The organism is Erwinia sp. 1181_3 (assembly GCF_052824965.1).
The window spans coordinates 73,495-86,963 of the sequence record NZ_VTDE01000003.1; the positions used below are offsets into that span (position 1 = coordinate 73,495).

The following is a 13,469-nucleotide window of genomic DNA, read 5'->3' on the forward strand; positions in this document are numbered from 1 at the left end:
TGACCAGGAGGATTGAGGTCAGATAAGGGGGGTAAATTTCGCGGATGTCAGTGATTCGACGGGAGGTGAAGAAGCCAAAGGAACGGCAACCTCCGCACTGGCAGGCGAAGAAGGTGCCTCATCGTTTGCTGCGGGTTGATCGCTGTCACTCGCCTGGGCCGCCACTAGTTCCGCCGTCAGATCGTTGAGCGATCCTCCTGCCAGACCCACTTCCTTCAGCAATGAGTCCAGAATGGGCGCATGGGCACGATAAGAGAGTGCAGCAGACAGCGCCTGTTCCGCCAGATTTCCCCCGGCCATCGTGGCAGTCCCCGAGGAAGCCCCACCGGAGGTGCGATTTAAACCATCCACCTGGATGATTTTAATGCCTTCTATGGCTTTCATCGGCTCCACGGATTTTTCAATAACCGCTGGCAGCGCCTGTAGGAGAGCAAGTTTAAATTTCAGGCTGGTCTGGTCGCTGGAGAGCATATTAACGGCATCATTCAGCGCACGCTGGGCTTCCGCTTCCGCCAGGCCTTTTCTGCGCGTTGCTTCTGCCAGCTGAATAATGGCCGCCGCCTGCAATTCTGCGGCTTCCTTCTCTGCCCGGGCACTCAGGGTTAACTGTACCGCTTTGGTTTCAGCGTCCTGAGTGGCCTCGATCAGGGCAACCTGTTTGGCACGATCGGCCTCCGCGGTTTCACGGGTGGTCACCACGTTTTGTTCGGCTTTCACGGCTTCTGACAGCGCAAGGTTAGCCTGCGCCTGGGCCTGAGATTGCTGTTCAGATTTTGCCGCAATCGCAATGGCTTTATCCTGCTGTGCAATTTCAGTGACACGGGTTTGTTCAATCTCTTTGACCTGAACGTCCCGGCTGGCTTCCACTTCGCGGGTTTTCAGCACCTGCTTACTTTCAATTTCCGCTTCCTGGATCTGACGTTCGGACATGATCCGGCTCTGCTCTGCTTCGCGGCGACGTTCGGCCTCATAGGTCGCAATTTTCGAGGACTGTTCGGCGCTGCGTGTCTTGATCTGCTGTTCCTGATCTAAAGACATGAAAGATTCCTGCTGTTCAATTTCCAGCTTGCGCGCCAGGGCATCACGGTTTTTTTCACGCACGGCAACTTCAACATCCTGCTCAACTTCGTTGCGTTCCCGGCGTCTGCGCTCCGTTTCCTGCGTCAGCTTGGTCAGACCCTCGGCGTCAAAGGCGTTATTCGGATCGAAAAACTCCTTCGAGGTCTGGTTAAAATTGGTCAGAGAAACGCTTTCCAGCTCAAGACCATTTTTGCTCAGATCTTCCGCCACCGTGTTTTGTACCCCCTGGACAAATTTTTCACGGGTATCCTGCAAATCCTGCATCGTCATCTGTGACGCGGTCGAACGCAGCGCATCAACAAATTTATCTTCCACCAGGATGCGCAGATCCTCAGGGGATAACGTCCGTTGCCCCAGCGTCTGAGCCGCGGTTGAAATACCTTCCACCGTCGGTTTTACCCGCACAAAAAAAGCGACAACGACATCAACACGCATACGATCTTTGGTGATCAGGCTGTCCACTTTAGAACGGCTCACCTCCAGTTTTAGCGTATTCATGTTAATCAGAATAATTTCATGAAATACCGGCAGAACAATGGAACCGCCGCTAAGAACCACTTTTAGTCCTCCCAGACCAGTTCTGACAAAGGATTGTTCCGCAGAGGCTTTTTTATACAGCCGGGAGAATATAATCCCCACAATAATAAGGACGACAAAAACGGCTAATGCAATTTCACCCCAGAAATACCAACTATCAATGTTTGTCACTTCTTCCATTACAATCCCTTAGTTAAAAATAGACGTGTGAGGCAGTGTTACCGATGTTCAGACCAGGGATGAGACATCCCTTCGAATAAAGATGAGGTGAGACGCGCCGTAATGATAATGGTCTCGCCAGGGGAGAAAATGTCATCCTCGCTGTCTGGCTGTACGCGTAAATAATGCGTTTGCTGAAACTTATCGACCAGCCGACACTGGGCAGGATGCCCCATGCTAGCCGTTCCTCCCACCACGGTCGCCATACAGCCAATAAAACTCTCTTCAGACAGTGCGCTGCTTTCGTATTGTGGTAAAAAACGCGCAAGGACGGCGCTTATTTTTCGCACGAAAAGCACAGAGATTACGCCCGCTGGTAACGCCACCAGCCCGCCAGGAAGAGGTTTGCCCAGCGCGTACAGCAGTGCCCACTGTAAAACCATTCCGCTGATAGAAAAGCAGGACAGCAAGAGAATAAACAGAATGAATAAAGGGACTTTGCCAATATTTAACCAGTCCAGCCCCTGAGAAAATAAAGACTCACCGGCATGAATATGCGGCGACAGCAGGGTGTCAGCATGTGAGAAAACACTCATGCCAAATATCATGGCAAGAATTTCCACCAGACCAAATAACAGGATCAACGCGAAGGTGATAAGAAAAAGGGCATTTTCAGGTAATAATATAAAATTCATTGCAGACGCCTCCCTGTCTGATAATACCCGGCTAAAGGTGACGCTGCGCCTAAGTAATAAGCTGAAACAGTTTACGTCCTCGGGATAGGCAGATCCAGATGTAAATCCGGTTATTTATGCCCTCAGGCCTGGGGATAAATATCGTTACACTGGCTTGACCTTACCCTTGCGGGAAGGTTTAACCTGAGCTTCGGTGACATATTCACTCAGGAGAAAATCATGACACACACGACTTTACTGGCGCTGGACGGACTGACCTGTGGCCACTGTGTTAAACGGGTTAAAGAAGCGCTGGAGCAGCGTGACGACGTGGAGCAGGCGGACGTCACGGTGACGGAAGCGCGCATTACCGGTGACGCCAGCGCCGATGCGCTGATTGCCGCCGTCGAACAGGCGGGTTATCACGCCAGCCTGCCAGAAGGGGCTTCTCACCCAAAGCCTGATACGCTGACAGAATCAGAACCTCAGCCGGAAGCGCTGACAGCGTCCCTGCCAGAGCTTCCGGCAACGACTCCCGCTTCCGATCCCGACAGCTACCAGCTGTTGATTGACGGCATGAGCTGCGCCAGCTGCGTTAGCCGCGTACAGAGTGCGCTGCAAAATGTCGCTGGCGTCAGCCAGGCGCGGGTTAACCTTGCCGAACGCAGCGCGCTGGTGCTGGGTTCGGCTTCCCCCGCCGCACTCATCGACGCCGTGAGCCGTGCAGGATATGGTGCGGAAATCATTGAAGATGACGTGAAACGTCGGGAAAAACAGCAGCAAACCGCGCAGTCTGCGGTAAAACGTTTTCGCTGGCAGGCGATCCTGGCGCTGGCGCTGGGTATCCCGCTGATGGGATGGGGAATGATCGGCGACAATATGATGCTGACCGCCGACAACCGCAGTGGATGGCTGGTGGTGGGCGTACTGACCCTGCTGGTCATGATCATCGCCGGGGGGCATTTTTACCGCAGCGCATGGCGCAGCCTGCTGAACCTTAGCGCCACCATGGATACGCTGGTCGCACTGGGTACTGCCGCCGCCTGGCTTTACTCCATCACCGTGAATCTGTGGCCCGATCTGTTTCCGATGGCGGCACGCCATCTTTATTACGAAGCCAGTGCGATGATTATCGGTCTGATTAATCTCGGCCATATGCTGGAGCAGCGCGCTCGCCAGCGCTCGTCAAAAGCACTGGAAAAATTGCTGGATCTGACCCCGCCCACAGCGCGTGTTGTCACGGAAAACGGTGAGCAGATCCTGCCGCTGAGTGACGTGCAGTTGGGGATGACGCTGCGCGTCACCACCGGCGATCGGGTACCGGTCGACGGCACGATCCTGCGCGGTGAAGCCTGGATGGATGAAGCCATGCTGACCGGCGAAGCCATCCCTCAGCAGAAGTCATCGGGTGATGCGCTGCATGCCGGGACGGTATTGCAGGACGGCAGCGTGCTGTTCAGTGCCACCGCCATCGGCAAGAACACCACCCTGTCGCGTATTATTCAGTTAGTCCGCCAGGCGCAAAGCAGTAAGCCGGAAATCGGCCAACTGGCGGATAAAATTTCAGCGGTGTTTGTCCCGCTGGTGGTGGCGATAGCCCTGTTCAGCGCTGCTGTCTGGTATCTGGTCGGCCCCGCACCGCAGATGGTCTACACCCTGGTGATTGCCACTACCGTACTGATCATCGCCTGCCCTTGCGCACTGGGGCTGGCTACGCCGATGTCGATTATTGCTGGCGTTGGTCGTGCCGCCGAGTTTGGTGTCCTGGTGCGTGATGCCGATGCCCTGCAACGTGCCAGCACCCTGAGCACCTTAGTCTTTGATAAAACAGGCACCCTGACCGAAGGTGCGCCGCGTGTCGTTGAAGTCCTGCTGTTTAACGGGGCTGACCGGCAGACCGTGCTGCGCCAGGCTGCGGCCCTGGAGCAGGGTTCGAGCCATCCGCTGGCACGCGCCATCATTGAGTACGCCGCTCTGGCGACGCTGCCCGAGATTGAGCAATTTCGTACAATACCGGGGCTGGGGGTCAGCGGCATACTCGCTGGCACTCCGCTGCTGCTGGGTAATCCACCGCTGATGGCGCAGCAGCAAATCGCGACCGGGGCGATCACCGGGCAGGTGGAACAGCAGGCAGCAAGCGGCGCTACCCCAGTACTGCTCGCAGCCGGAGGGGAAATTGTCGCCCTGTTTGCCATCCGTGATCCTCTGCGTAAAGAGAGCGTCAGTGCGCTACAAAGACTGCATAAACGCGGTTATCAGCTGGTGATGCTGACAGGCGATAACGCCATTACGGCCAATGCCATTGCGCGTGAAGCAGGTATCGATCGTGTGATTGCCGGGGTGTTGCCGGAAGGCAAAGCCGATGCGATCCGCGCCCTGCAACAACAGGGCCAGCAGGTGGCGATGATTGGTGATGGCATCAATGATGCTCCGGCCCTTGCGCAGGCTGATGTGGGGATCGCAATGGGTGGCGGCAGCGATGTGGCCATCGAGACAGCGGCGATTACGTTGATGCGTCAGGACCTGAATGCGGTGGCCGATGCTCTGGCGATTTCCCAGGCGACGCTTCGCAATATGAAACAAAATCTGCTTGGGGCATTTATTTATAACGCCTGTGGCATCCCGATTGCGGCCGGGGTGCTGTATCCCCTGACGGGGACCCTGCTCAGTCCCGTGGTGGCGGGCGCGGCGATGGCGCTTTCATCCATTACCGTGGTGAGTAATGCTAATCGTCTGATCCGCTTCCGCCCGCCGCAATCGTAAGTCGGCTAATGAGTGCTGCGTTTTGCCCTGTCCGTCAGCGACTTATCACGCTAGCATAGTGTGATTGACAGCATGAGGCAGAAAACGATGGCAAATCTTTTGCACAGATTTCAGATGTTGTGGCGCAGGCTGTGGTCGGTAAGTTACCGCTACCCGGCCCTCGATATCACGTTGGGTCAGCGACATCTGCATCTGGTGGGCAGCATTCATATGGGTACCCGCAATATGATGCCCCTGCCAGCGGTGCTGTATGAACGGCTACAGCAGGCCGATGCTCTGATTGTTGAAGCGGATATCACCGGCGGGGCATCCCCCTTCAGTGAAAGTGAGAGTTGTCCGCCGCTGGCTGAACGCCTCTCTGCAGAGCAGTGGCCACAACTGCAACGCCGCTGTGAAGAGTTAAGCATCGACCCGGAGCGCGTCGATACGCTGCCCGCCTGGCAGGTGGCGCTCATGCTTCAGGCGCAACAGGCGCAACGTCTTGGGCTACGCGCCGACTGCGGTATCGACTATCAACTGCTCCAGGCGGCGCGTGAACGGCAGAAAAAAGTGATTGAGCTGGAAGGGCCGGAAACCCAGCTGGCACTGCTGAAATCGCTGCCGGACAACGGCCTGCCGTTACTCGAAGATACGCTACAGCACTGGCAAACCAATGCACGCCTGCTGCAAACCATGGTGAGCTGGTGGCTGGAAGCCCCACCGGGCAGCATCGGAAAACTGGCCTTGCCCAGCACGTTCAGCAGCAGTCTGAATGACCTGTTAATGCATCAGCGTAATCAACAGTGGTGCCAGTTTTTACGCCAGCTGCCACCCGGGCGCTATGTGGTTGCGGTGGGTGCCCTGCACCTTTACGGCGAGGGAAATCTGCCAGGTCTGCTGATTCAGCGATAAAAAAAAGGCCGATATCTCTATCGGCCCGTCAATAAGGACATATTTATGATTTTTGTTATCGTCTCAGCGGTTACGCTGACGCGGGCAAGATTGTCGCTCAAAGCGTAATATTTCGCCAGCATTTTTGTTCATCAATTGTTCACTCGTTCATGGAAAATACGACAGAAGGTTAGTGACTATGACACCTGCGGTAAAACTGCTGGAAAAGCAAAAAGTCGCCTTTACGCTGCATTCTTATGAGCATGACAGCAGCGAAACCCACTTCGGAGACGAAGCAGTACGCAAGCTGAATCTCGATGCGGATCAGGTGTATAAAACCCTGCTGGTCGCGCTGAATGGCGATAATAAAACGCTGGCCGTGGCGGTGACGCCGGTGGCCGGGCAGCTCGATTTAAAGAAAGTCGCCAAAGCGCTGGGAGCGAAAAAGGTCGAGATGGCTGACCCATTGTTTGCCCAGCGCAGCACGGGTTATTTACTTGGCGGCATCAGTCCTTTAGGGCAAAAAAAGCGCCTGCCAACGGTGATTGACCACCTTGCGCAGCCGTTTGCTACGATCTTCGTCTCCGGCGGCAAGCGCGGGCTGGATATTGAACTGAAGCCGCAGGATCTGGCGCAACTGCTTAATGCCAGCTTTGCCGATATCGCCAAACGCGGCGATTAACACGGCTTTACGCAGAGCGCTGGGCCAGCAACTGATCGATCATCCAGCGCCCTGCAGGGCCGGGTGGCGTACGGCGTGACCAGATCACATCAACCTGAATACTCTGCGGCCAGCCGTCCACCGGCAGTTCACGCAGTGTCTGGTGACCAAACTGCTGGGTCAGCCAGCGCGGCAGAATACTCCAGCCGAATCCCTGCTCAGCCATTTCCAGCAGTAACAGATAAGACTGCGCCAGCCACACTTTTCCCGTCGGTGCAGGCGTGCGCTCCACCCACGTATTTAGCCGAAGCTGACGCAGCGCTTTCAGCTCCTCTTCAGTCACCTTGTCCTGCTGCGCCAGCGGGTGATCCTGATGGAGGAAAATCGCCATTTGTGCCTCCACTTGCAGGCGCTTCACGCAGATATCAGACGGATAATGATCCTGTACCCGCACCACGCCAATGTGGGCTCGCTGGCTATGTAACAGGTCAATCACGTCGGCATCTTCGGCGATCATGCATTCAAATTCAATATCCGGATAGCGACGATCAAAGCGTTGTAGCAGTGACTCATGATAATCAGCCTGCCAGAAATCGGAGATCGCCAGCCGCAGACAAGGTTCGATCTCACCGGAAAGCCGAATAGCCAGCTCGTCCAATTTTGCTGATGCATTGAGGATCTCTTTGACCTGCGCCAGCGCACGCTGCCCGTTTTCAGTCAATACCGGGTTACGTAGCTCACGGCTGAACAGTGTAAAGCCCAGATCGTTTTCAAGATTCGCTATCGCCGTACTGATGGTTGACTGGCTTTTGCGCAGCGCACGCGCCGCCGCCGAGAAGGATCCGCTTTCCACGGTTTGCACAAAAGCTTCCAGTGATTCCGGTGAGTAACGCAAAGATGTATCGCTTTTATCGATGGATAGTCATTTTATCTTAGCAAATAAAACGTGGAAAATAGCGTCCATAGAAAATTAAGGAGGATGTATGTCTGGTCGTACGCTAAAAGAACGTTTTTTCCATGCCGCAGGTTTCGAAGTGCTGGCGATTGCACTGGTGTCACCTTTAGCCGCGTGGATTATGGATAAACCCCTGTTTCAGATGGGTGCGCTGGCCATCATGCTGTCGACGGTAGCCATGATATGGAACATGATTTATAACGCCGGATTTGACCGTCTGTGGCCGCGCGAAAAAGTGACTCGCGGTATCGGACTGCGTATTCTGCATGCACTGGGCTTTGAGGGCGGCTTTATTCTGATCGGTCTGCCACTGGCAGCCTGGATGTTGGGTATCAGTCTGTGGCAGGCGTTGATCATTGAAATCGCCTTCTTCCTGTTCTTCCTGCCGTACACCATGGCGTATAACTGGGTCTATGACAAAGTCCGTGAGCGCATAGTGAACTCACACCAGCCACAGCCAGTGAACAAACATGGTTAATGGCACTGTGCAGGCGTTGTTGCTGGGGTCGATCGGAAAAGTTGCTGGGGTCGACCAGAAAAATAGTCGACCCCATGGGTAACACCGTTATTGCTTCGCCGTATCCAGTTTCGCCGGACGCCACTGTTTAGGGTCTGCCGGTTTCTCGCTTTCTGCTGCTTTCTCCGGTGCCTTCTCTTCTGATTTCGCTTCTGCTTTAGCTTCTGCTTTAGCTTCTGCTTTCTGATAGACAATTTCCCCGGCAGGCTGATACTTTGCCACATCGAGCGGAGAGTGACTCTGGATGTACTGTTTCAGCACTTCGGCATCCACAAAACCGGTATTCACATAGCCAGGCAGCTTATCCACCAGCGGATAACCATCACCGCCCGTGGCATTAAAACTCAGGGTGGCCATGCGATAGGTTTTATCCGCTTCCAGCGGTTTACCGTTGATGAGGATGTTACTGACGCCGGTGCCGTCTGCCGTCAGGCTGACGCGCGCAAACTGTGCATAGGCACCTGAATCAACCTGTTTATTGGCCACTACTGCGAGATACTTCTCAACTTCGCTGCCTTTCATATCGACATACACCAGCGTATTACCAAAAGGCTGCACTTTCAGGACATCTTTATAAGTGATGGCACCGCCCTCAATCGAGTCACGCACACCGCCGCCGCTCATGATGGCAAAGTCAGCTTTGGTCCGTTCGATCTGTCCTTCCAGAATCAGACGCGCCATGCTGGTCTGCACAAAACGCACTTTGCTGCGATCGCCCTCCAGCCGTCCGTTAACACTGCCGATTTTCACGCCCAGTTGCGCCTCACCCTTTTTCTGGAACGGAGTCAGCAGTTTTTGCATGGCCGGGTTTTTCGCGATCTCGGGGGTGTAATTGACCCAGGTGGTGCTGCCGTCAGCATTCTTCACTTTATGCTTCAGGTTAATCGGCACCAGCTCATAGTGATCCAGCGTCAGCTTGCCGTTCAGGAAGGTGAAGTCCGCACGGCCGATGTATTTCCCCCACTCGTGAGCCTGGACAATCCAGGTACCGTTCTGGCGATCGGGCGTACAGGGTGTTCCGGGCACATAGTCAGCCTGCTTCACATTCTCTTTCGCCATGCACACCGGATCCTGCGAGTGCCCTCCCACGATCATATCGAGGTAACCGGCTGGCAGTTCACGCGCCATTTCCACATCACCCGGCGCATTCGATCCGTGATGACCGTTGTCGTAATGGCCCATATGTGTGGCCGCGATAATCACATCGGGCTTCTCTTTCGCCCGCAGCTGTTCGACCACCGCTTTTGCTTCGGTTGCCGGTTTATGGAACAGGATGTCGGTAAAGTTTTCCGGGTTGCCGATTTTCGCCGTATCGTCGGTGGTGAGGCCAATAACGGCAATTTTCAGCCCCATACGGTTAAACAGGGCGTAAGGCTGGAACAGCCGCTTTCCGGTGCTTTTCTGATAAATATTGGCGGAGAGCAGCGGGAATTTAGCCCATTTCTGCTGCTGACGCAGCACGGAGAGCGGATTATCGAACTCATGGTTTCCAATCGCCATTGCGTCATAGCCAATCAGATTCATCCCGCGAAAATCGGGTTCCGCGTCCTGCAAATCAGATTCCGGCACGCCGGTATTAATGTCACCGCCCGAGAGGATCAGGACAGCACCGCCGTGCGCCTGCACGTCATAACGGATCTGGTCCATCATGGTTTTTTGCGCCGCCAGGCCATATTCGCCCTGTTCGTTATTCCAGAAACGCCCGTGATGATCGTTGGTGTGAAGCACCGTGAACTTATAAGTCCGGTCTTTCACCCACGCCTGGGCCATCAATGGGGTGCTTAATAACGCCACCGTCAGAACGCTGGCGAAACTTCTTTTCAATAATGGCACTGTGACCCTCCTTGTTGAACAACTCTGACAACAGAAAATGAATGGCTGATACCCAAAATATTTGACGGGTATGATTATGCCGCAGGCTTAACGCTAAAAGATAATTACTGTACCTTATGTTATTAGCAAGCTAAGGGCTTTCTGCACCCTATAAAAACACAAGACAATGACAGGTTAACTTAATGGCAAGCGAACACACCCTTTCCTCTTCAAAGACGCCGGTCCGGCGTACCTCATTTGGCATACTTGGCGCGATCAGCGTTGCCCATTTGCTTAATGATATGATTCAGTCGTTGATTCTGGCGATTTATCCTCTGTTACGCGAAGACTTTTCGCTGAGTTTTGTGCAGATCGGTATGATCACCCTGACCTATCAGATGACAGCCTCGCTGCTACAGCCACTGATTGGCCACTTTACCGATAAACACCCGCAACCCTGGTCGTTGCCTGTGGGTATGGGATTCACCCTTTGTGGGCTGGTGCTGCTGTCGATGGCCAGTACTTTCCCGATGATCCTGGTGGCAGCAGCGCTGGTTGGCACTGGCTCCTCGGTGTTCCATCCAGAATCTTCGCGCGTGGCAAGAATGGCCTCCGGTGGACGCCATGGGCTTGCACAGTCACTGTTTCAGGTAGGCGGTAACTTTGGCAGTTCTCTTGGGCCGCTGCTGGCTGCATTGATTATCGCCCCTTATGGTCGCGGTAATATCGCCTGGTTCTCGCTGGCCGCCCTGCTGGGGATTGTCGTACTGTTGCAGATCAGCCGCTGGTATCAGAACCAGAACCGCGTTGCCAAAAATCAGACTGCCCCGGCAGTGAGCCTGCTGCCTCGTCGTCAGGTGGCCTTTGCCATCACGATTTTGCTGGTGCTGGTTTTCTCAAAATATTTCTATCTCACCAGCCTGAGCAGCTACTACACCTTCTATCTGATGCATAAATTCGGGCTTTCCGTGCAGAATGCCCAGCTACATCTGTTTATCTTCCTGTTTGCCGTCGCGGCGGGCACGTTCATTGGCGGCCCGATTGGCGATAAAATCGGTCGAAAAAGAGTGATTTGGGTGTCTATTCTTGGCGTTGCCCCCTTCACGTTGATGTTACCTTATGCCAACTTGTGGTGGACCGGTGCGCTGTCAGTCGTGATTGGCTTTGTACTGGCGTCGGCGTTTTCCGCCATTCTGGTCTACGCCCAGGAATTGATGCCGGGCCGTATCGGTATGGTTTCAGGGCTATTTTTCGGTTTTTCCTTTGGCATGGGTGGGCTGGGTGCCGCCGTATTGGGTGTGGTCGCCGATCATCAGGGCATTGAACTGGTCTATCAAATCTGCGCTTATCTGCCACTTCTTGGCATTCTGACGGCTTTCCTGCCTGATAACCGACATAAATAGTCCCATCCCGGTGCGAATCAATGCAATTGGCACCGGGTCACCGGCTTGTAACGTCTGACCTGCACACTGATAACTGTCTAAAATCGCACTCTGTGCGAACTTTCTCTCAATGATTCAGATTTTTTGCCGTTATAACCAATAATGACAAGCGTCATCCTGTAATATGCCATACACTGAAAACTTACAACTGGACACATTTACACTCTGGATAATTTAAGTTGCTGAAAAACGGCAAGCCTGCGGGTCTCCTGGAGCATAGTCAGTCCTGTGAGCCGGCACTGCCAACGTCGTTACAACTTGAAGTCTCTTGAGTATGCACACAAAAGGAGACAGGCATGCACCACACCACCCCGCTTATCACCACCATTGTAGGAGGCTTAGTTCTGGCCTTCCTCTTCGGTATGCTGGCTAATCGCCTGCGCATCTCTCCTCTTGTCGGTTATCTGTTAGCTGGCGTGCTCGCCGGGCCCTTTACCCCAGGTTTTGTTGCTGATACCAATCTGGCACCGGAACTGGCCGAACTGGGTGTGATCCTGCTGATGTTCGGTGTGGGTCTGCACTTCTCCCTGAAAGATCTGATGGCTGTAAAGTCCATCGCCATCCCGGGTGCCATTGCACAAATCGCCGCTGCCACACTGTTAGGCATGGGGCTGTCGTGGGCACTGGGGTGGCCAATGATGACGGGTCTGGTATTCGGACTCTGCCTTTCAACCGCCAGTACCGTGGTGCTGCTGCGTGCGTTGGAAGAGCGACAGTTAATTGACAGTCAGCGCGGACAGATTGCTATCGGCTGGCTGATCGTGGAAGACCTGATGATGGTGCTGGCACTGGTGCTGCTGCCTGCGATTGCCGGGCTGTTTGAAGAAGGTAAAGCCAGCGTCACGATGGTGCTGTTCGACCTGCTGATTACCATCGGCAAGGTGGCGGCGTTTATGGTGCTGATGATGGTGGTGGGAAAACGCGTGGTGCCGTGGATCCTTGCGCGCAGTGCTGCGACCGGTTCACGCGAACTGTTCACTCTTTCCGTGCTGGCGCTGGCGCTGGGTATTGCCTTCGGTGCCGTCGAGTTCTTTGATGTCTCCTTTGCACTTGGGGCTTTCTTTGCCGGTATGGTGCTGAACGAATCGGAGCTGAGCCACCGGGCCGCGCACGATACGTTGCCGCTGCGTGATGCTTTCGCCGTGCTGTTCTTCGTGTCCGTTGGCATGTTGTTTGACCCAATGATCCTGATCCAGCAGCCACTGGCGGTGCTGGGTGCGCTGGCGATTATCGTCTTAGGCAAGTCATTAGTGGCGCTGTTCCTGGTGATGCTGTTCGGTCACTCCAAGCGCACCGCGCTGACCATCTCCGTCAGCCTGGCGCAGATCGGTGAATTCGCCTTTATTCTTGCCGGCCTGGGTATCTCCCTGAATCTGCTGCCGGACAGCGGGCGCAATCTGGTGCTGGCAGGGGCAATTCTGTCGATTATGCTGAATCCGATTCTGTTTGTGCTGCTGGAACGCTACCTGAAAAAGACTGAGACCATTGAAGAACAGACGATGGAAGAAGCCATCGAAGAAGAGAAGCAGATCCCGGTGGATTTGTGCAATCACGCGGTGATTGTCGGTTTTGGTCGCGTAGGCAGCCTGCTGGGCAGCCGCCTGATGGAAGCCGGTATTCCGATTGTGGTAGTGGAGAACAGCCGTCCACGCGTCGAGGCGTTGCGTGAGCAAGGGATCAAAGCGGTACTGGGCAATGCCGCGCGTGGCGATATTATGGAGCTGGCGCGTCTGGACTGTGCACGCTGGCTGTTGCTGACCATTCCTAACGGTTATGAAGCCGGAGAGATTGTCATTGCTGCTCGCGAAACGCGCCCGAATATTGAGATTATCGCCCGTGCGCATTATGACGACGAGGTGGATTATATTATGGAGCGTGGCGCAGACCGTGTGGTGATGGGCGAGCGGGAAATTGCCAACAGTATGCTGAATTTGCTGCTGTTGAGCCCGGTGGAAACCCCGGCTGAGTGCCCTATTTAAATACTACGGGCCGATCGATG

General features: G+C 54.6%; 10 protein-coding genes. 6 read left to right on the top strand and 4 right to left on the bottom strand.

Features of this window, described 5'->3' with window-relative positions:
- Positions 1-18 precede the first annotated feature (18 nt).
- Complete coding sequence (locus FY046_RS08680) at positions 19-1,797, bottom strand: flotillin family protein (protein ID WP_446185972.1); 1,779 nt, start codon at positions 1,795-1,797, stop codon at positions 19-21.
- Positions 1,798-1,835: 38 nt separating this feature from the next.
- Positions 1,836-2,471 (bottom strand): OB-fold-containig protein, encoded by a 636-nt coding sequence (locus FY046_RS08685; RefSeq protein WP_446185973.1) that lies wholly within the window; start codon positions 2,469-2,471, stop codon positions 1,836-1,838.
- Positions 2,472-2,690: 219 nt separating this feature from the next.
- Here FY046_RS08685 and copA point away from each other — a divergent pair, with 219 nt between their 5' ends.
- From copA to ybaK, 3 genes are all read left to right on the top strand, one after another.
- Positions 2,691-5,213: a copper-exporting P-type ATPase CopA gene (gene copA / locus FY046_RS08690; RefSeq protein WP_446185974.1), complete on the top strand. Its 2,523-nt coding sequence runs from the start codon at positions 2,691-2,693 to the stop codon at positions 5,211-5,213.
- An 87-nt stretch (positions 5,214-5,300) separates the two neighbouring features.
- Positions 5,301-6,104, top strand: coding sequence for a TraB/GumN family protein (locus tag FY046_RS08695; RefSeq protein ID WP_133845726.1), 804 nt, complete (start codon positions 5,301-5,303; stop codon positions 6,102-6,104).
- Between the two features lie 178 nt (positions 6,105-6,282).
- Complete coding sequence (gene ybaK / locus FY046_RS08700) at positions 6,283-6,765, top strand: Cys-tRNA(Pro)/Cys-tRNA(Cys) deacylase YbaK (RefSeq protein ID WP_133845727.1); 483 nt, start codon at positions 6,283-6,285, stop codon at positions 6,763-6,765.
- Positions 6,766-6,772: 7 nt separating this feature from the next.
- On the opposite strand, the gene FY046_RS08705 is transcribed toward ybaK, so the two are convergent.
- The gene (locus FY046_RS08705; RefSeq protein WP_159337502.1) at positions 6,773-7,639 is read right to left on the bottom strand and encodes a LysR family transcriptional regulator; all 867 of its coding nucleotides are present in this window, start codon (positions 7,637-7,639) and stop codon (positions 6,773-6,775) included.
- An 88-nt stretch (positions 7,640-7,727) separates the two neighbouring features.
- Here FY046_RS08705 and FY046_RS08710 point away from each other — a divergent pair, with 88 nt between their 5' ends.
- Positions 7,728-8,177 (top strand): multidrug/biocide efflux PACE transporter, encoded by a 450-nt coding sequence (locus tag FY046_RS08710; RefSeq protein WP_159337503.1) that lies wholly within the window; start codon positions 7,728-7,730, stop codon positions 8,175-8,177.
- Positions 8,178-8,264: 87 nt separating this feature from the next.
- Here FY046_RS08710 and ushA read toward each other — a convergent pair whose 3' ends face one another.
- Entirely contained in the window at positions 8,265-10,040 is a 1,776-nt protein-coding gene (gene ushA / locus FY046_RS08715) for a bifunctional UDP-sugar hydrolase/5'-nucleotidase UshA (protein ID WP_446186063.1), read from the bottom strand.
- 191 nt (positions 10,041-10,231) lie between these two features.
- Between ushA and FY046_RS08720 the strand changes: the two genes are divergently transcribed.
- Together FY046_RS08720 and ybaL are read left to right on the top strand one after the other, a co-directional pair.
- Positions 10,232-11,431 carry an MFS transporter gene (locus FY046_RS08720; protein ID WP_446185975.1) on the top strand — a complete coding sequence of 400 codons (1,200 nt, stop codon included), beginning with the start codon at positions 10,232-10,234 and terminating at the stop codon, positions 11,429-11,431.
- Positions 11,432-11,766: 335 nt separating this feature from the next.
- On the top strand, positions 11,767-13,449 hold the full coding sequence (gene ybaL / locus FY046_RS08725) for a YbaL family putative K(+) efflux transporter (RefSeq protein WP_133845732.1): 1,683 nt from the start codon (positions 11,767-11,769) through the stop codon (positions 13,447-13,449).
- The last annotated feature ends 20 nt before the right edge of the window (positions 13,450-13,469 follow it).

What these genes read in the sequence shown, in the direction of transcription:
- FY046_RS08710 (WP_159337503.1), top strand. Translation starts at nt 7,728, where the DNA reads ATGTCTGGTCGTACGCTAAAAGAACGTTTTTTCCATGCCGCAGGTTTC.
- FY046_RS08720 (WP_446185975.1), top strand. Translation starts at nt 10,232, where the DNA reads ATGGCAAGCGAACACACCCTTTCCTCTTCAAAGACGCCGGTCCGGCGT.
- copA (WP_446185974.1), top strand. Translation starts at nt 2,691, where the DNA reads ATGACACACACGACTTTACTGGCGCTGGACGGACTGACCTGTGGCCAC.
- ybaK (WP_133845727.1), top strand. Translation starts at nt 6,283, where the DNA reads ATGACACCTGCGGTAAAACTGCTGGAAAAGCAAAAAGTCGCCTTTACG.
- ybaL (WP_133845732.1), top strand. Translation starts at nt 11,767, where the DNA reads ATGCACCACACCACCCCGCTTATCACCACCATTGTAGGAGGCTTAGTT.
- FY046_RS08685 (WP_446185973.1), bottom strand. Translation starts at nt 2,471, where the DNA reads ATGAATTTTATATTATTACCTGAAAATGCCCTTTTTCTTATCACCTTC.
- FY046_RS08680 (WP_446185972.1), bottom strand. Translation starts at nt 1,797, where the DNA reads ATGGAAGAAGTGACAAACATTGATAGTTGGTATTTCTGGGGTGAAATT.
- FY046_RS08695 (WP_133845726.1), top strand. Translation starts at nt 5,301, where the DNA reads ATGGCAAATCTTTTGCACAGATTTCAGATGTTGTGGCGCAGGCTGTGG.